General features: G+C 48.9%; 19 protein-coding genes. All 19 read left to right on the forward strand.

What is annotated here, in order from left to right; all coding sequences use genetic code 11:
- Nucleotides 1-39: 39 nt before the first annotated feature.
- The 19 genes from mutM to AC0VZ8_RS14155 all read left to right on the forward strand — a co-directional run bounded on the left by mutM (nucleotide 40) and on the right by AC0VZ8_RS14155 (nucleotide 19,146).
- Entirely contained in the window at nucleotides 40-858 is an 819-nt protein-coding gene (gene mutM, locus AC0VZ8_RS14065; protein WP_071218223.1) for a DNA-formamidopyrimidine glycosylase, read from the forward strand.
- On the forward strand, nucleotides 848-1,696 hold the full coding sequence (locus tag AC0VZ8_RS14070; RefSeq protein WP_475487269.1) for a deoxyribonuclease IV: 849 nt from the start codon (nucleotides 848-850) through the stop codon (nucleotides 1,694-1,696). Before mutM ends, AC0VZ8_RS14070 begins: the two co-directional genes overlap by 11 nt.
- 17 nt (nucleotides 1,697-1,713) lie before the next feature.
- Nucleotides 1,714-2,052, forward strand: coding sequence for a cyclic-phosphate processing receiver domain-containing protein (locus AC0VZ8_RS14075; protein WP_071218221.1), 339 nt, complete (start codon nucleotides 1,714-1,716; stop codon nucleotides 2,050-2,052).
- Nucleotides 2,049-2,396, forward strand: a complete 348-nt coding sequence (locus AC0VZ8_RS14080) for a thioredoxin family protein (RefSeq protein ID WP_260069489.1) — start codon at nucleotides 2,049-2,051, stop codon at nucleotides 2,394-2,396. Before AC0VZ8_RS14075 ends, AC0VZ8_RS14080 begins: the two co-directional genes overlap by 4 nt.
- The gene (locus tag AC0VZ8_RS14085; protein ID WP_216531087.1) at nucleotides 2,393-3,166 is read left to right on the forward strand and encodes an ABC transporter ATP-binding protein; all 774 of its coding nucleotides are present in this window, start codon (nucleotides 2,393-2,395) and stop codon (nucleotides 3,164-3,166) included. The genes AC0VZ8_RS14080 and AC0VZ8_RS14085 overlap by 4 nt, the downstream gene beginning before the upstream one ends.
- A gap of 5 nt (nucleotides 3,167-3,171) precedes the next feature.
- Entirely contained in the window at nucleotides 3,172-4,248 is a 1,077-nt protein-coding gene (locus tag AC0VZ8_RS14090) for an SAM-dependent methyltransferase (RefSeq protein ID WP_260069490.1), read from the forward strand.
- Nucleotides 4,249-4,408: 160 nt separating this feature from the next.
- Nucleotides 4,409-5,875, forward strand: a complete 1,467-nt coding sequence (locus AC0VZ8_RS14095; protein ID WP_475487270.1) for a serine/threonine protein kinase — start codon at nucleotides 4,409-4,411, stop codon at nucleotides 5,873-5,875.
- A 28-nt stretch (nucleotides 5,876-5,903) separates the two neighbouring features.
- Nucleotides 5,904-7,013: an SAF domain-containing protein gene (locus tag AC0VZ8_RS14100; RefSeq protein ID WP_475487271.1), complete on the forward strand. Its 1,110-nt coding sequence runs from the start codon at nucleotides 5,904-5,906 to the stop codon at nucleotides 7,011-7,013.
- Nucleotides 7,014-7,068: 55 nt separating this feature from the next.
- Entirely contained in the window at nucleotides 7,069-7,776 is a 708-nt protein-coding gene (locus AC0VZ8_RS14105) for a hypothetical protein (RefSeq protein WP_475487272.1), read from the forward strand.
- Nucleotides 7,773-8,642 carry a CpaE/TadZ family protein gene (locus AC0VZ8_RS14110; protein ID WP_475487273.1) on the forward strand — a complete coding sequence of 290 codons (870 nt, stop codon included), beginning with the start codon at nucleotides 7,773-7,775 and terminating at the stop codon, nucleotides 8,640-8,642. Before AC0VZ8_RS14105 ends, AC0VZ8_RS14110 begins: the two co-directional genes overlap by 4 nt.
- On the forward strand, nucleotides 8,629-10,539 hold the full coding sequence (locus AC0VZ8_RS14115; RefSeq protein ID WP_475487683.1) for a pilus assembly protein CpaF: 1,911 nt from the start codon (nucleotides 8,629-8,631) through the stop codon (nucleotides 10,537-10,539). The genes AC0VZ8_RS14110 and AC0VZ8_RS14115 overlap by 14 nt, the downstream gene beginning before the upstream one ends.
- Entirely contained in the window at nucleotides 10,529-12,601 is a 2,073-nt protein-coding gene (locus AC0VZ8_RS14120; protein WP_475487274.1) for a hypothetical protein, read from the forward strand. The genes AC0VZ8_RS14115 and AC0VZ8_RS14120 overlap by 11 nt, the downstream gene beginning before the upstream one ends.
- 74 nt (nucleotides 12,602-12,675) lie before the next feature.
- Complete coding sequence (locus AC0VZ8_RS14125) at nucleotides 12,676-13,134, forward strand: ABC transporter permease (protein WP_071218212.1); 459 nt, start codon at nucleotides 12,676-12,678, stop codon at nucleotides 13,132-13,134.
- Nucleotides 13,135-13,158: 24 nt separating this feature from the next.
- Nucleotides 13,159-13,554: a hypothetical protein gene (locus AC0VZ8_RS14130; protein WP_260069496.1), complete on the forward strand. Its 396-nt coding sequence runs from the start codon at nucleotides 13,159-13,161 to the stop codon at nucleotides 13,552-13,554.
- 5 nt (nucleotides 13,555-13,559) lie between these two features.
- Entirely contained in the window at nucleotides 13,560-14,114 is a 555-nt protein-coding gene (locus tag AC0VZ8_RS14135; RefSeq protein WP_475487275.1) for a hypothetical protein, read from the forward strand.
- The gene (locus AC0VZ8_RS14140; protein WP_475487276.1) at nucleotides 14,101-15,096 is read left to right on the forward strand and encodes a hypothetical protein; all 996 of its coding nucleotides are present in this window, start codon (nucleotides 14,101-14,103) and stop codon (nucleotides 15,094-15,096) included. Before AC0VZ8_RS14135 ends, AC0VZ8_RS14140 begins: the two co-directional genes overlap by 14 nt.
- 122 nt (nucleotides 15,097-15,218) lie before the next feature.
- Nucleotides 15,219-16,772: an ABC-F family ATP-binding cassette domain-containing protein gene (locus tag AC0VZ8_RS14145; RefSeq protein ID WP_475487277.1), complete on the forward strand. Its 1,554-nt coding sequence runs from the start codon at nucleotides 15,219-15,221 to the stop codon at nucleotides 16,770-16,772.
- Nucleotides 16,773-17,080: 308 nt separating this feature from the next.
- Nucleotides 17,081-17,890, forward strand: coding sequence for an aminoglycoside phosphotransferase family protein (locus tag AC0VZ8_RS14150; RefSeq protein WP_475487278.1), 810 nt, complete (start codon nucleotides 17,081-17,083; stop codon nucleotides 17,888-17,890).
- 182 nt (nucleotides 17,891-18,072) lie between these two features.
- The gene (locus tag AC0VZ8_RS14155; RefSeq protein ID WP_475487684.1) at nucleotides 18,073-19,146 is read left to right on the forward strand and encodes a ThiF family adenylyltransferase; all 1,074 of its coding nucleotides are present in this window, start codon (nucleotides 18,073-18,075) and stop codon (nucleotides 19,144-19,146) included.
- The last annotated feature ends 40 nt before the right edge of the window (nucleotides 19,147-19,186 follow it).

The raw sequence follows: 19,186 nt of genomic DNA on the forward strand, positions 1-19,186 counted from the left end.
CATATAAACTTTTGTGATTGACGAAAGGGAAGATGAATGATGCCGGAACTGCCGGAAATGGAAAATTACCGAAGATTGTTATCGCAGAGCATTTTGAATGTGCCGATCACGAATGTCGTCGTGAACCGTGAAAAATCACTGAATGTGACCGTTGACGAATTTACTTCCGTGTTAAAGGGAAGCAAGGTCATTTTTGTGGAACGTAGAGGCAAGCACCTCATATTCCATTTGCATAACGGAGGCAGACTGCTGCTTCACCTGATGCTGGGCGGCATTTTGTATTTAGGGCATAAAGATGAGGAGCGTCCATCAAGGTCGACCCAGGTCGAGATCACCTTTGGTGATCAGGTGCTGTATTTTATCGGACTGCGTCTGGGTTACTTGCATTTCCTGACAGCCAGAGAGACGGAAAATGCGCTTAAAGAGCTTGGTCCTGAACTTCTGGATCGGCGAATGACCAAAGCGCGCTTTGTCGAACGGATTGGAAAACGGCGGGGCGCTTTAAAAACTACGCTGGTCAATCAGCAGGTTGTCGCGGGGATCGGCAACTGTTATGCGGATGAGATTGCCTTTGATGCCCGCATTCACCCGCTGTCCAAAATCCAGGATTTATCGGAGCAGTCTTTAGAGCAGTTATACGAGAGTACCGTTAAAGTGATGCGCGAGGCGACGGATGGCGGCGGATATATGGAAATGCCGTTTCAGGAAGGGGATACCCTGACGGGGGCATACAACGACGAGTGCAAGGTGTACGATCGCGAAGGAGAGCCTTGTGTTCGCTGCGGTGCTCCGATCGTAAAGATGGAGCATACCTCGCGCAAAGTGTTCTTTTGTCCGAACTGTCAGCATGAAGTCTAAAGTCCGAATTGGGAGCCATGTCAGCACACGGGGCGGATTTCTCGCAGCAGCCCAGCATGCAGCCGGGATCGGTTCACTAGCCTATCAGTATTTTCCGAAAAATCCGCGCAGTCTTCACTTAAAGATGCCGGACGTCCGCAATGCCGCCGCCTGCTCCGAGTTTTGTCAGGAACAAGGACTCGTTTCGATCGCGCACACCCCATATCCGACGAATATGGCGGTTGGCTTAACCCGGGGAGAAGCGTTTTACCAGTTGACGGTAGATTCCCTGAAGAATGATCTCATGATTGCCGAGGCTTGCGGATCGCTGGGTATCGTGGTTCATTTTGGGCATCTCAAGAGCCAGGATATCCTTGAAGGGTATCAGAATATTATCCGCTGCATGAATGATGTGTTGTCTTCCTGGACGGGAAGGGCTAAGCTGCTGATCGAGAATCAGGCGGGGGATCATGGATCAATGGGGATGACGCTTGAAGAGAGCGTGAAGGTCAGACAGCTTGCTGATTATCCGGAGAAAATAGGCTTTTGCCTGGATACCTGCCACTTGTTTGCCGCCGGAGGTTGGGACATTTCGAATACGGATGAGCTCCTTGCCAGGGGCAAATCGCTGGGCTATTGGGAATCTGCCGTTGCCGTTCATTTGAACGATTCGAAATATGGGGCCGGCTCAAGAAAAGATCGCCACGCCCGCATCGGACAAGGTATGATAGGAACAGAAGCTCTGAAACGTCTGGTTCTGGCACCGGAACTTGCAGGCAAGGCTTTTGTCCTGGAAAGTGAAAAAGGGGCTGACGGCACGCACCGGGAAGACATCGCCAAGGTGCTGTCCTGGTCCTGATTAAGGGAGAGAGTAATATGATTCATCTGTATTTAGACGACTGGCGCCCCAATCCGAAAGGATTTGCGCTGGCACGAAGCGGGGAAGAGTGTTTGCTGATGCTCCGTGAATGTGAAGTGGATGTTCTGTCCCTTGACTTTGAATTGGGACATGGCCAAATGAACGGCGGAGACGTGGTTGCAGCCATGATCGCGGAAAAACTGCAGGCCCGAGAAATATATTTGCATACCTCAAGCCCATCAGGCAGAAGAAAAATGTATGAGCTGCTCTATGAGCATATGCCGGAAAGTGTCCGGGTTCACAATGGTCCGATGCCGGAATCCGTTCTGCGGGAAGTCGCCCAGGGTTCAAGATGATTGAGGTAACGCAGCGTGAATTGACGGAGAGGCTTGAATGGCACGAGCGTCTGACGAAACGGGATGCGAAAGCGGATCCTGTCATCGTATTTTTACATACGCCATTCTGCGGCACATGTGCCGCAGCGCGTAAGATGATCAACATTGTAGAACATGTGGTGCCGGACGTGCAGCTGCTCGAAGCCGATGTGAACTTTCTTCCGGACATTGTGGAACGGTATCAAATCCGCAGCGTTCCTGCATTGCTGGCTATTCAGTCGAGTCCCCTCCCGGCACCGGAGGTGCTGTACCGGATGGGTTCCGTGCAGGATATCGTGAGTTTTGTGAGGAGTGTGCAGCCATGATTTCGCTACAGCATTTGTCGCTCGTCAGAGGGAGCCGTCAGATTCTGGATGATGTTAGTATCGAGATGAAGCCGGGTCAGAACTGGGCCATCTTGGGCAGGAACGGATCAGGCAAAACGACGCTGCTGGAAATGATGACAGGATATATGTTTCCTTCCAGCGGGCGTGTGGAGGTCCTTGGCCATGTTTACGGACAATGCGACGTTCGCGAGGTCCGCAAATCGATCGGCTATATTAGCCAGTCGTTATTGGAGAAATTGACGCTGAGCGACCCCGTCTGGGAGGTTGTGGCAACAGGGGCTTACGCCTTTCTGCGCTTCTACCAGGACATACCGGAAGAGGCCAGGAACCAGGCCCATGCCCTGCTGAACGAAATGAATTTCGGCCATCTGGCGGAGCAGCCGCTCGGGATATTGTCACAGGGTGAACGTAAAAAGGTAATGTTGGCACGCTCCCTCATGGCCGATCCGAAGATTCTGATTATGGATGAACCGTGTGCGGGCCTGGATTTGTATGAACGGGAGAAGATGCTGCAGGAGATTGACAAGCTGAGGCAGCGCGAAATTACGGTTGTGTATGTCACGCATCATATCGAGGAGATTGTCCCTTTATTTACTCATGTGGCGCTCATGAAAGACGGCCGCTTAACGGGTGCGGGAACAAAAGAAGAAGTATTAAACCATGAACTTATCAAACAAACTTATGATATCGACGCTCAGCTGGAATGGGATGGCGGACGTCCCTGGATCAAAGTTATTTCTGGAGGTTAATCCGTTTGGATGAATTAAATGTGATGCAAGAGCATGAGGAACAGAATCAAAGTCACCGGGATTTTCACAGCAAGTGGGTATGTACGGCAAACCATGGGTTTGCTCCTTACGCCCAAGAAGAGCTGCGCCGGATGTTTGGCAGTATAAAGAGCACGATGATGATACCGGGTGAGGTGTTTTTAGCGACAGTCGGCAGCTCCGAAGATGAGGCGAAGCGGCTGATTACGTCTTCCCCGCCTATTTTTCTGCGGCATTTGTTTCCGGTACATCTGGAGGTGACAGCCGATACCGCTGGCGATGCATTGCATGCTGTCGTTGAGCATGTCATGAAGCGGGAGGAAATCGGCCGCAGCCGTGTATCCATCCAGATCCGAAAGACGGAGAACAGCTCGTGGAAGGAAAACCCCGCGGCCCTTCGGGATGAATTACAGCATCGCTTGGCTGCGCTAGAACTTGAATACACGGTACAGGCACCGGAGTGGATCATTTCACTATTCGCTGCTGACAGTGTCTGGTATGTTGGCGTGTCACGGCCGGAGGACAACCTGTCGGATTGGAACGGAGGCGCCGTCCGCTTTCAGCGGGAAGAGGGACAAATCTCAAGAGCCAAATTCAAGCTCCTTGAGGCGGAGAAGCAGTTCGGAATTCCGTTTGATTCCTTTCGCAAGGCTGTCGATATCGGAGCAGCGCCTGGCGGATGGACCTCCTTTTTATTGGAGCGCGGCCTGCAAGTTACGGCCATTGATCCGGCGAAAATGCATCCATCACTCGATGGTCACAAAAACCTCCGCGTGATTCACAAGAATGCAGCGGACGTATCGTTTAGAGACTCTGAGTTTGACATGTTGGTGTGTGATATGAGCTGGAGTCCTAAACAAATGGCCAGAATGGTAACCGGGCTGCTGCACAGTCTTCAGACGGGCGGCACGGCTGTCATTACGGTTAAGCTGCTGACTAAGAAACCGATGGCGCTGGTGAAAGAGATCATGTCGGTGTTTGAAGAGTCCAGAATGCAGATTCAGGGAGCAAAGCAGCTGTTCCACAATCGGGACGAGATTACGCTATATATGATTAAGTATTAAAAAAGTCTTTACAAGTCAATGTATTTTGTTCTATAATGATTCCAAAATTAACCAACGACAACGATAGGGAAAGCATCCCGCTATTCATCACGATTCAGTGATGTGGCGGAGTGCTTTCCTTTTTTTGTTGTGCTTGTAAGTCAGGGGAGAGGGCGTTGAGATGAATCAGCCTTGCAGATTGGTACATGGGGAAGTGTTGAGCGAGCGTTACGTGATTGACCGCGTGATCGGTGAAGGGGGCATGAGTTGTGTATATCTGGCTGAGGATCTGAAGCTGCCCGGGAAGAAATGGGCAGTGAAGGAGAGTTTGTCTGAACCCGGTATGCAGCGCACCGTTCAGGACGAGGCACAGCTTCTGATTAAACTCAGTCACCCGCGGCTGCCGCGCATTGTCGATTTTTTTCATGCTCAGGCTAGCGGCTACACCTATTTAGTTATGGATTATATTCAGGGCATGACATTGGAGAAGTACTTCCGGGGATATCGGGGGAATGTGAATCCGGACTTCATCATGGAACTGACGGAGCAACTGCTGGATGTTTTGGAGTATCTCCATAATCACGAACCTCAGGTTGTATTCCGGGATTTAAAGCCATCAAACATTATGCTGACCGATCAGCTGGAGGTTCGACTCATCGATTTTGGAATCGCCAGAAGCTATAAACAGGAGAGTGGCGAGGATACCGTCAAGCTGGGCACGGTTGGATTTGCGGCGCCGGAGCAGTACGGAGGAAGGCAAAGCGATGCAAGATCGGACCTGTATGGGCTTGGAGCGCTTCTGCTTTATCTCTCAACCGGCGGTAAATTCAGTGAATGGATAACGGGCGTGGAGCGACATATCCGTGGCGATTTACCAAGAGCACTTGTGCCCGTTATTCGAAAGCTGCTGCAATATGCTCCGGAGCATCGATATCAATCCGCGGCAGAAGTTCGTTCAGCGCTCAGTAGGCATCAGTCGATCACTGCGAATATATCAAGTGCTCAGTCCAACACGCTAGCCGGGACGCTTGTGGCAGCCGTATTGGGGGCATCATCCGGTGTAGGAACAACCCATAGCTGTATCGCATTCGGGCATTACCTGGCTTCAAGGTACGGGAAGGTAGCGATCGTAGAAATGAGCGCAAAATCCACCGCCTTTACCCGGATTCAGGAAATTGCCGAGGGCGGGAAGCTGGGGTCTATCCGAAAGTTCGAAATTAACGGGATTCACTTTTGGCGGCAAACAGCCAGAACGGAAGTTATTTCGCTGCTCGGGGGCAGTTACGATGCGGTGGTGTTGGATTTGGGAGCATACCGGGACAGCGAACGGCTTGAGGAGTTTCTTCGGGCCGATCTCCCTATCGTTATCGGATCAGGAGCGGAGTGGCGACAGCATGATGTGGTAACGCTGGCCCGGATGCTGTCAAGACATCCTCAGCCGGCCAGGATCTACGCACTGCCTCTTGCTGGGGAAGAAACGATTCAAGAGATGAGAAGAACGCTAGAAACGAATAGAGTTCATTCCTTGCCCCTGCAATTGGATCCGTTTGAATTGCCTGACAGCAGCCGGGAGGCATTTGCACAGTTATTTCAGGACTACTTGCCGCCGGCAGAAAGGAAGCGAAGATTCAGGTTTCTAAAGAATTAACTGCATATGAACTGAAGGAGATGAAGCAATGCCGATTATCAGGAGGCGCAGCCGCAAACTGATATTTGCTGGACTAGCCGGCGCAGCCGTAACAGCTGCCGTATGTGCCGGCGCAATGCTGTATTATGTGCACGGCTATAAAGAGCAGCAGAGTATAGAGCGTACTAAATACGAGCAGCGAATCACGGAGCTTGAAGAGACGCAGCTTCAGCAGCTCAATTCAATGAAGGTTGCATGGGTCCCGTTAAAAGATATTCCGCCTGGTCATTTCATCGATGCGAAAGATATTAAGGAGGTGCGTTTGCCTGATGACGGTTCTTCCGGCAATCTGTTCTCGGTCAAGGAAGAGATTGCCGGGAAGGGGGCCAAGATCGAGCTGCTGCAGGGAACACCGATTACCCGCTCGATGCTCTTTGAAGAAGAGCCGACACCGTCCGATCTTCGTCATCGGGAGATGAAGTCCGTATATCTGCCAAGCGATTTACGCCAAGGGGACGTGATCGATGTAAGGGTCCAGTTTCCAAGCGGACAGGATTACATCATTTTATCCAAGAAGAAGATCGACAGGCTTCAATATCCGGCGTTCTGGACAACGTTAAGCGAACAGGAGATTTTATTGCTTTCCAGCGCTTTGGTGGATGCTTATCTGCATAATGCCACACTCTATGCACTCACCTATGTAGAGCCGGAGCTGCAAGAGAGAGCAATACCTAATTATCCTCCGAACGCTGAAGTAACGAAGCTGATTGGAAGCAACCCGAATATTGTGAAGAAAGCCGAGAAACACTTCGAGGTTACGCTGCGAAACACGCTGGAAGAGGATTTAAGCAAGCTTCAGCCGAATCAGCAGGCACAGGTATCCGACATGCATCACAACTCCATCTTCGCTAGTGGGGCAAGAAGTCCAGACTCCTGGAGTCCTGCGTCCAATTTAAGCTCCCAAACGAAATCTTCAACGGATACAAAACGGAATACTGCTGACATCCGTCCTGACGACGAGGATAATACAGAGACTCCGCTCCGTGAAGAGCGGGATTCAGAGGCGGAGCAGATTCTGGGGTCATCCGGACCGCCAGAAGCCGAGGCGGGCAGTGATAAGGAATCAGAAGAAGCGGAGTTGATATTCTCAAGTCCTTAGTAAAGACAAAGCTAAGCCCTAAGAACAGATGAGCGATTGAAGGAGTGTAATCAAAGTGAAGACATGGATATTTACAGGCATCTGTGATAAGAGCGACATGCTCCTCTACATGTGCAAAATATTAGCCAATGGAGACAACAGGGTACTGCTCGTGGATGGTGCGATGGATGCGAAGTACAAACATTGCATAGGCGTGATGCACCCGAAGTTGCCGGTTATGGAGTTTGCCGGATTCGACGTGGCAACCGGATTTGAGAACTATACCTCGCTCATGAACTATCTGGAAGAAACAGACGAGAAGAAGTACGACTATATCGTCATGGACGTGGAGAAGTCGGAATTCCTGGACAAGATGCAGTGGGATACAGCAGATGCCCATGTTTGGGTTAGCGGGTTCGAGGTAACCGGGCTGCGCAAGAGTACGGCTTTGCTTGATGAACTAAGAGCCGCAAGAACAGATGATCCGCTCCCTCCTTTTCATCGGGTATATGTTCAGGTCATTGAAGATTTGATGGATGAGTCCTACATAGAAGGCTATCTGGAAGACAGCCGGATTCAGTGGCTGGGTCCTCCCGTGAAAATGCCGTGGGATGAATTGTTCTTCGCCTTGAAAATAAAAAATGAACATGCAGGAAGACTGGGTATTAAGCCATTATCCAGACAATATAAACGATCGCTTACCGAACTTATCCGCCTGTTAACGGAAATGGAGCAGCGGCATATTCGCCGGGCACTTCGGCAAGCAGGACGGAGGCATGCATGAGTCTGATTGCTGTATGGAGTCCCTTGAAAAGCGGCAGCGGCAGTACGATGCTGGCCTCGAGTTTACCTATCGTATTGGCGATTGAATATCCGGTCAAAGTGCTGCTCGCCCATGGTGGACATGCAGGGGAGCGAGTGGAACAAGCTTTTTCCTTTAAGCGGGAATCGTTTGATTATATGACGGCATTTCAAGATACCGGAATGGATGCCTTGGAACGACTTCGTACAAGCGGGAGGCTGAACCCGGAGAATGTACGCAATTATACTTTGCCGCTCCTGTCTGATCGGCTGGATCTTTTATGTGGACCGAAACCAATGTCCGCTGATGATATACAGACTGCAAGCAGTGCGGAGGACAGAAAACAGGCGGAACTTATGACCAGAGTTATGGAGTTCTCCAAGCGAAGTTACGACGTCACGGTGGCCGATGCAGGTAATGGAGTTCCGGGAGCGGTAGATCGCGCGATACTTCAAGCTGCCGACTTCATTGTGGTTGGTTTGAATCAAAATTTGCATGTACTGGAGAATAAGCTTGAACAGGAGGGGCTGCCCCCTGAACTGAGGGACAAGGCAAGCCTGTATATCGTCGGCAAATATGACCGGGAGAGCCATTGTTCACTACAAAATATCAAGCGCCGCTTTGGCATCAAGACGACGGTGCTTGGTGTTCCATATTGTTCCGGCATGACGGATGCATGGAATATGCGCTCCGTTATGCCTTATATGCAGCGAAGTCGGGGAGGCGCTGACATGAAACGGATGAGCTCACTGTATGATGCTGTTCGTAATTTGGCGGATGCCGCGGCTGAACAACTTGGTCTTCCTTCCGGTGGTTCGAAAGCGGGAGGCCAGCATGCTCTTGGGTAATTCCTTCAATACGATATGGATCATCGTCATTATTTTGTTTGTACTGCTGTTTGTATATCTGCGTTATTTGGATACCCGAAAACCGGCGGCTGCTATTTCGCAGGGATCCGACCCCTATTCTCTTGAAGCCATGACTGCGTTTGTTAAAGAAAGCCTCCATCAGCTGACGCACAGCCAGTTGTCTGATTTAGGACTGCACGAAGAGGAGTATCGCCGAAGGCTGAACAAGCGAAGTGAATTGAGAAGTGCCCTCAAGGGCTGCGTATCCGGAGATGTGCTGGATAAAGCATATGTAAAGGATTTTTTAAAGCAGCTGCTGGTCAGAGATCTGGGTTTGAACGAGTCCAACATTCATGCTGCCATTCCATTCGAAAACTTGACCGAGTTAACAGCCCAGGATCAATTCGAGATCATCTTATACCTGTATAAGCAGAGGCACGGAGAGAATGCTTTATCCGTACTTCTTGAGACGTATGATCTTGCAGGGCCTCGCGTGATTCCCGGTTATGGAGAGGGCAGCGTGTATGCGGTAACCGCAGAGGATATTGCGTATATCTATGAGTCAGAGCAGCGACCGCTCTTGTTTCCGGAGAAGCTTGATATCGTTGTTCAGCGCATTTATCAGCAGTACAAAGGCTTTTCCGTCGTGGATGAAATCAGGGATCAACGGATCGACGGGATCAGTGGCGGGGTAAGTGGCATTCCTGTCAACCATGACAGCGGACAGAATATCTTTCACACCCAAGATGAGTTTTTGGGGCTAAGCTTTTCAAATACCGAATCGCCAGCAACAGGCTGCGAGAGTGTTTGGATTTTTTATCGAGGGGTGTCGCTGCATCTAGCTTTTTTATCGTTTGGTTCGATGCTGGAACTGAAGAGAGTATGTCAAAACATATACAAATACAATCATCCCGGGCAGCTTTCAGAAGCCAGCGGTTATAAAGTGAATGAGATGAAAGATGGCTCCAGGGTCGTTGTGGTTCGGCCCCCGTTTGCCGAGTCCTGGGCGTTCTTTGTCCGCAAGTTTGATCTGCCCAAGGCTTCGCTAGATCAGTTAATTACGGGAAACGGTTCGGAATTGGTGATCGGTTTGTTGAGGTATTTAATGAAAGGCAGCCGGATTACGGCAATCACCGGTGCGCAGGGTTCCGGAAAAACAACGCTGCTCATGGCGATGGTGGGTCATATTTATGCCTCCTATACCCTTCGGGTGCAAGAGATGGCCTTTGAGCTGCATTTAAGGAAAATCTATAGCCGCAGAAATATTCTCAGCTTCAGGGAAACCGAGCATATTAGTGGGCAGGCCGGGCTGGATCTGCAGAAGAAGACGGACGGTACCGTTAATATTCTTGGTGAGGTTGCCAGTGACGAGGTAGCGTCATGGATGATACAGATGTCTCAAGTGGCAAGTTTGTTTACCGTGTTTACCCATCATGCCAAGACATTCAAAGACCTTGTACAATCCTTGCGCAACTCCTTGCTCAAGAGCGGCGTTTTCAGGCAAGAGCATATTGCGGAGCAGCAGGTGGTCAGCGTGATCAACTTTGACATTCATCTAAGAAGAGACGCTTACGGTAACCGTTACATAGAACGTATTACAGAGTGCATCCCGGTTGAGAAGGGATCCCTGCCACCATTCGAGGGAACTTCAGAAAAGCGCTGGAAGAACAGTATGGAGGAATATTTTCAGTTAAGTACAGAACATATGCGGAGATTGAACGAAGTAAGTTATTTCGTATCTCGTAATGTGATTGAATACCGGGACGGTAGCTATATCGCTGCCGCCAAGTTATCCGAAAGCAGTGTTCGCGAAATGACGGAGCATATGCATCCGGAAGATGCCGAGGAATTCAGAGTGTTTCTGGCTTCGGGTTGGGGGGAACAAAGTGTCCTCTAAAGATGTATTAATTCTGATTTTAATCATATCTTTGGCACTGTTTTCCATCACATTCGGTATCGTGTCGTGGATGAACAGAAGACGAGGGTATCGTGAGGTAGCTGTCGTAAAGGTGGATGCGGGCGAGGTAAGGTCATTGCGCGGGATGTACCGGCAATGGTTTCAATTGGCCTATAGGTGTGGAATGAAGCTTCCTATAATCAAAGCCTATCTTAAACGGATCAGACAGCGGATCGCGATCATGCATCCCTATGACGAAATTTCACTCCGGTTTGAAACCGTGAGATTAGCCTTCGCGATTACCGGTACGATCGGGTTAACCGCCATGCTCCTTATTTGGAGTCATCCGGACCTGGGGTTTATTGTCATTGTTATTCTTGCAGCAGCGGTTATTAACAATATGCTTGTTGAGATGTTCATTAACCGACTGGAACGAAAAATACTTATTCAATCGGTTGAATTGTTCTCCTCCGTCCGCCATCACTATCAGCAGCATGGAATGGTAGAGGAAGCTTTGTACGAGGGAGCGGAGACTTCAGGGCATGAAATTTCTATGCATGGTCATCGGATCTATAATGCCTTGGTATCCAACGATCCTGATGACGAGCTGGAGAGGTATTATGAGGTAGCGCCGAACCGATATCTTAAAGCGTTTGCGGGTATTTCACATCTTGTCATGGAGTTTGGTGATCATGCGAGAAAACAAGGCTCTATCTATCTGCATGGCCTAAGCGGGTTGACCAAGGAAATCCAATTGGAAATATTGCGCAGAGACAAGCTGGATTATTTAATGAAGGGCTTGAATGTGATTGCGTTGGCTCCGGTCTTTTTCACCAAACCGATTGAACGATGGGCCAGAAGCAGTTTTCCGTCGATGGATGAGTTTTATATGAGCAAGCTCGGGTTTATGACCAAGATATCGATTTATGTCATCATTCTAATCTCTTACATATTGCTTCAGAAGCTCCAGCAAAATCGGGAAACGGATTACCGCGCAGAGGTACAGAAGATGACCCTGGAAGAAAGAATGTACAGGATTCCTGTTATGCGTTGGCTTGTGAAGGTAATGGCTCCGACACCCGGTACGGTGAAATATAACAGGCAGATACGTTTACTAAAGGAAAGCAACGCGAGAATCAAGTTCGAATGGCTCTATATCAGAAGGGTGACGTTCTTCTTCCTGGCTTTCTTCCTGTCGCTATCGCTGGCTGCAGGTCTGCATGTGCAGGCTAAACATCATCTGCTGTATGTCCCCGTTTCTTTGAATCATTCCCTGTTCGGCCAGATGAATGAGATCGAGCGTCGGCAGGCAGAGGAAACGGTTGAACGCGATCGGCTGCTAATGGAACAATTGCATATGTCGCCGGATGTGACCGATGATCAGGTCAAGCAGATGATTAGTGAGGCAGATCCTACTTCATTGACCAAGGAACAAGTTGAGATCATAACCGATCGAATTATGACCAAACTGCAGCGCTATGATAGCGAGTATTTGAAATGGTGGGAGCTGCTGCTATCCTTTCTGGCAGGTGTGGCTGCATATGCGGCGCCATTATGGCTGCTGCATTTTCACCGGAAAGTACGCAATATGGAAATGAGGCATGAAATTTATCAATATCAGACGGTCATATCCATACTGCGAGGAATGGAGCGCATCTCGGTTGAGGCCATATTGGAATGGCTTAATCGGTTTGCTGTTATTTTTAAGATTCCCATTCAAAAAAGCTTGCTTCATTACGAACATGGCGCTCAACTGGCATTGCTGGAGCTGAAGGAAGACGTCTGGTTTCCTGAATTTCAGCGGCTGGTGGACAAGCTGCTGCTTGCGGTAGATAAAGTACCGATCAAGGATGTTTTTGATGACCTCGATGGAGAAATGATATACAGTTTCGAGCGACGCAAGCAGGAGTACGAAGCGATGATCGATACGAAGGCCGCATGGGGGCGAATGATCGGTTTTACTCCGATGTATGCGTTGATCTTTATGTATCTTGTCATCCCGCTGATCGGCATGAGTTTCTCCCAGATGGAAACGTATTATGAGCAAATTCAACGATTATAACATTACGTGGATTGGTCAGCTGGAATCATGATCAACAGGATCAAAAAATAATTGAAAGAATGAGGGAGATTTCAATGAATAATGCATCATCCGCTTTAAAGGTTGCAGCAGGCATATTTCTGACCATAGCACTGATTACCATTGTTGTTATTTTGTTTATTTCGGCGCAGGAGGCAACCAAAACCGCTCAAAACAATTTTTCGGATATTCAGACAGAGTTGTCCCAGGCAGCATTTACCGTGTATGACGGAACAACCATCAGCGGTTCTCAGGTGACAAACGCACTGCGCAAATACAAGGATAAGGATCAATTTGGCGTTTTTATAGCAACAGGGAAAAATAAAGCAGGGCAATGGTACGGCAATGTGTTGGAGAAGGACGGTTCGATTCTCAATCCGGATTCAAGACAAGGGAATATCGAACTCGTCATGGATGAGAAAAGCCCGGAGTACGTCAATCCAAGCGGGAAATTTAAGGCAACCATCGTTAAGGATGATTCTAACGTAATCAGAGGCATTAAATTCGATCAATAGTTATGAATGGATAGGTGACTTGCCTTGCGTGGACAAACGATAAGCGCACTTGAATTGGCAGCAGCGGTGGCATTATTTCTTGGCGCAGCCCTGTATGCCTTCCATATTCAGACGATGGTGGATGGCGGTATATCAGCCGTAGGCAGAATGACTCAGGAGCAGCATGCGGGTGTGATCACCGTAGAGATGACGAACGAGAACAGAAAGCTCATTTATAAGGGAAGCGAAGTATTATTCACGCTGCGAGAGGTTCAAGCTGGCGGCTTCAATATGTATGTGGATGGCGTGCTGTTCCAATCAGGCAGTAATCCGGAGGAACTGGATCTTTCGATCATAGATATGGAAGCCCATTATGATGCGGAGTACGTTCGGAGGATCGATGGAGAAGTGGAGAGCATCCAGTTTGTAAAAGTGAGGTAACAACAATGTCAAACTCGGTTTCGAAATGGTTTGCTGCCTTTCTGGCCCTTCTTCTGCTGTACTTGGTTCCCGCAGGCGAGATGGCCAGAAGACAGGATGATCTGTCACGACTCGTTGTTTATCAATCCGTTACCAAATTCGTGGACAGTGTTCGTACGAAGGGGTATATTACTCCGATCATGTACAATGACTTCCTGCAAGAGCTGGCAGCCACCGGGAACATTTACAATGTGGAAATGGAACATCATCATAAGAAATACCACCCGGAATATGCCGATCCTTCAGATCCTGGAACGTTCTTGAACCGCTATTCCGTCGTATATGATGCTTATTATCAGGAAGATGTTATGGGTTATCTATTCCCGCAGTCGAATGTCGATAAACAGGATGAAAGGCGCCGATACCGTCTAACGGCCGGAGATCACTTTCAGGTAAGTGTCAGTACTCTGAATCGAACACCCGGATTGATCATGTTCGATGCGTTGACCGGATCAAATTCAGGTGGCAAAGCAGCAATCGCATTTCCATACGGAGGTTTGGTACTGAATGAAGATTACTGATCTTGCCATCGTATTTACCGCCGTGTTTTTCCCCATGTTTATTATTCTGGGCATGCGTGCCGAGAGTTTAGAGGATGTCCGGTACGTAGAAATGAAATACTCGGCTGCTCTGCGTACAGCCGTTCAAGACGGCGGGATGATGCTGAACGATAATGAGACTCAGGACAAAGAGTCGGCATATGATTCTTTGAAATTTATGCGTGCGGATAAAGAACGAGCGCTGGAGTCCTTTTCCCGGACGCTGTACATCAATATGGGGATCGCGGATGATCCGGCTGCGCAGTCTGCTCTGTGGTGGTATATTCCTGCTATCGTTGTTCTGGATTATGACGGGTTTTATATGTATGTTTCACAAACCTTCACCAACGCGTATGGGGAGGAGCTCGTGGAGCACAGATGGACCCCAAAAATTCCTTATGCCTGGAATGATGGCAGGGGCAACAGCATCCAGTTTACATTGGATTCCTTCGTTCAGGTATATGAATCACGTGGAGGCTCTTCCATCTGGCACTCCGGCTATCGGGAGGACCTGAGCGGCAGGACGGGTATAACTTTGCTGGAAGATAAGGATAGGTTTGAACAAGTCAGACGGATCACGATTGTAAATAGCGTTCAAGATCGTCTTGCTTATTACATACAGCGGCACAACCAAGTGGCTCTCCGAAACGGAGTATCCTATACGTTCGCGCTTCCGTTAATATCTCAGGAAGAGTGGGTGAATACGATGGATGACATCGGTATGATGGCGTTCATTCAAGGCATTCCCATGGGCGATCAGTATTATAATAACTATGCCCTTGGAGGAGGCAGACTTGTTAAAGCTCCTGTTTATTTCGGAGGGGTGGATAGCAGGGGGCTCAGATATTATTACCGTGATGTCTGTCAATTCAACTATCGCGTGGAAGAAGTGTTCCCGAGTGCCAAAGATGCAGCGGAAGCAGGATATCAGGAGAAAAGCTGTTCTAATCCCGGTGTCCTCTAATCCCTGAAAGTTATGGTTTCTGCCGGGCTCCATGATGTGATACAATAAACTCTTGACTGTGTATATTTCGCTAAATTAACATGAAATAAGTTCATTTTATACAGACAGGAGTTACTATAGCCATGAGTTTATTGACTGTAGAGAACGTATCACATAATTTCGGGGAACGTACTCTATTTAAGAATGTATCCTTTCGTTTGCTGGCAGGCGAACATGTTGGTTTGGTTGGAGCAAACGGCGTAGGCAAATCAACGCTAATGAATATTTTGACCGGGCAGCTGTTAAAAGACAGCGGCAAGGTGGAGTGGACACCGAAGATCCGGTACGGATACCTGGACCAGCACACCAAGCTGACACCTGGCAAAACGGTTCGCGATGTGTTAAAGGATGCCTTCCTGCCTCTACTGGAGCTGGAAAAAGAAATGATGGAGATCACCAATAAGATGAGTGATGCTTCTCCTGAAGAGTTGGAGCTGCTGCTCGAGCAAATGGGTGAAATTCAGGAGCAGCTGGATATCGGGAATTTCTACATGCTGGACGTAAAGGTTGAGGAGATGGCGAATGGTCTTGGGTTATCCGTCATTGGCCTGGATCGCGATGTCGCAACTTTAAGCGGGGGACAGCGTACCAAAGTATTGCTCGCGAAGCTTCTTCTGGAGAAGCCGAATGTACTGTTGCTGGACGAGCCTACCAACTATCTGGATGTTGAGCATATTGATTGGCTCACTCAATATTTGAAGCAGTACCCATATGCTTTCATTTTGATATCCCATGATACGGAGTTTATGAACCAGGTGGTGGATGTGATCTATCATCTGGAATTTGCGAAATTAACTCGCTATACAGCGAACTACGAGAAGTTCCTGGAAATGGCTGATATCAATAAGAACCAGCATATTGATGCTTACGAGAAGCAGCAGGAGTTTATCAAGAAACAGGAAGACTTCATTCAGCGGAACAAGGCTCGTTATTCCACCTCTGGCCGGGCGAAGAGCCGGGAGAAACAGCTGGATCGTATGGAGCGGATTGACCGTCCGGAAGAAGCGGCTAAACCTGTGTTTAACTTCAAGGAAGCCCGTGCCAGTGGTAAAACGGTATTCGAGGGAATCGACTTTGAGATCGGATACGATCGGCCATTGCTCCCCAAAATGAATATCCTGATCGAGCGTGGAGAGAAAATTGCTATTGTAGGCTGTAATGGCGTAGGTAAATCAACGCTGCTGAAGACCATACTTGGCAAAATTCCAGCGCTTTCGGGGAAGACCTATCAAGGGGATTTCCTGGTGCCTGCTTATTTTGAGCAGGAAGTACGTCCAGGGAATATTACGCCGATTGATGATGTGTGGAACGAATTTTCCCATTTGAACCAGCACGAGGTTCGTGCAGCGCTTGCTCGCTGCGGGCTCAAAAACGAGCATATTACACGTCCAATGAAGGCACTTAGCGGCGGAGAGCAAGCCAAGGTCCGTCTGTGTAAACTTCTGATGCGCGAAAGCAACTGGATTCTGTTTGACGAACCGACGAACCACCTTGACGTTGTGGCTAAGGAGGAACTAAGACGTGCTTTGAAAGAATATAAAGGCACGATTCTGCTGGTTTCCCACGAACCTGAGTTTTATGAGGATTGGGTGACCAAGATCTGGAACGTCGAAGATTGGTCCAACCAGAATTCCTGATTCAATTCAGAATCCCCATCCTGCCCTCAGCAGGATATATGAAATGAAAACTTTGATTAGAATGAATGTATTAGTATTTTATAAGGAGGATGGGCAGATTGCTGCCTGTCCTCCTTTGATATATCCGGTAAGATGGACATTCGGTTTATGGTTTATTTGTGATATGCTAGAAACAACCTGAAAAGAACGGAGGAGATGTTGATGGAAGACCTGGACTTATCCATCGGGGCATTATTATATGAAGGGGATTCGCATCCATAGCCCCGTTAACCTGTGTAATTCCCTTCTGAAGGGGAGACGTATTTAAAATGAATTCGGAACATAACTCCAGTCAGGGAGAGGACGTCGTCCTTTCTCCTGAAAAGTCGGTTGTACGGCAGGGCCAGATTGTGTACCGCCCATCAGGACCTTGGACGCCGGCTATACACTCATTGTTGAGGCATCTGAGGCAAACAGGGTTTACGTCGATTCCGGAAATTATAGGCTCTGGATGTAATGAGAATGGCCAAGAGATGTTAAGTTATATCGAAGGCGAATTTGTTCATCCCGGGCCCTGGAGCGACGAAGGCATCATCGAAGTAGGACAATTATTGCGTAAACTTCATGACGCTTCGGCTACATTTAAATCGCAGCCCGGGAGTGTCTGGAAGCCGTGGTTCCTGCGTGAGCTGGGTGACAGCAGACTTGTATACAGCCATGGTGATATTGCACCTTGGAATATGGTTACCCGTGATGGGATGCCAATTGCGTTAATTGACTGGGAATATGCCGGACCTGTACATCCGCTCGTCGAATTAGCCCGTGTGTGCTGGCTCTTTCCGCAGCTGCACGATGATGATGTTGCGGAAAGAGTCGGTTTGCCGGATGCTAATACCCGTGCAAGGCAGCTCCGTTTAATGGTTGACGCCTATGGCGTCGATCCGTCCCTTCGAACGGCCCTGTTTGATATGATCGTTGAGGTGGTCGTTCGGGAAACGGCAGAGGAAGCGATCGAGCTGCAGGTCACGCCGGAATCGGAAGGCCCTCTATGGGGATTGGCCTGGAGGGCGCGGAGTGCAGCCTGGATTATGCGTCATCGCGGTGTCCTGGAGAAGGCGCTGAATACAAGGTTGTTTTAGGCTGAAATAGTAAACAGCCCATCCTCTTCGGGGGATGGGTATTTCTAATCATAGGTTGTCATTTAAAAACTTCGTGAAGTCTTCTCTTATTCGTAGAAGATTTGCAGATATTGATCGGAGGATAATTCATGTCTCGTTTAAACGATAACAGGGAGGAAGTAAATCGTACGTTGCCTCACTTCATGGCAGCCTCGGAGTCCACGGACCGCGGTGTAACAGTTCCTATGGAACGAGAGGATCGATATTCTAGGCAAGAGCGGTTTACCCCATTTGGAAAAGAAGGTCAGCTTCGCCTCCGAAAGAGCCATGTGCTCGTTCTTGGTGCCGGGGCGCTGGGAAGCGCCGTAGCGGAAACTTTGGTTCGCGCAGGTGTCGGGCATGTAACCATCGTGGATCGGGATTACGTGGAATGGAGCAATCTGCAGCGTCAGCAGCTGTTTACCGAACAGGACGCGATCGATCGATTGCCGAAGGCCGTAGCAGCGGCTAAGCGCTTATCTGCGATTAATTCAGACGGTATCGTGGACGGTATCGTTATGGATGTACGTGCGCAGGAACTGGCAGTACTCAGTCAAGGCGTTGATTTGATGATGGACGCTACCGATAATTTCGGAACCCGGCTGATCCTGAACGACATTGGATTTAAGCATGGAATCCCGTGGATTTACGGAGGCTGCGTCGGAAGTTCAGGCATGAGTTACACATTTTTACCGGGAGAGACGCCATGCTTGAACTGTCTGCTTGGGACGATTCCCTTGGGCGGCGACACCTGCGACATTAACGGAATTCTTCCGCAAGCGGTACAGATGGTCGCTGCCCATCAAACGATGGAAGCGATGAAACTTTTATCGGGGCATCGACATGTTCTTAGAAAAAAGATGCTGTCCTTCGATTTGTGGCATAATGAACGGGTGGAGTTTGGCGTAGACCGAGCGAAAAAATCGGACTGCCCCACATGCGGGGAGCATCCGAATTATCCTTACTTGACGGCTGAACACGCGGATAAAAGCGAAGTCTTGTGCGGTAGGGATACGGTGCAGATCAGGCCAGCCAGACCCCTGCAGCTTCAATTGGACGAAATGGCTGAGCGATTGAACAAGCTTCATCAAGGAAAAGCAACCGTAACGCCGTATATGATCATCTATCAGGTGAATCCACATCGTTTGGTTATATTCCGGGACGGCAGAACCCTGGTGCATGGCACATCGGATATCGCCAAGGCCAGGTCGTTGTATAATCAATATGTTGGTGGTTAATCTGAAACAAACCAAACGTTACTTATCTAATCCGTCAATA

This window comes from Paenibacillus sp. QJM3NY_38 (genome assembly GCF_056173265.1).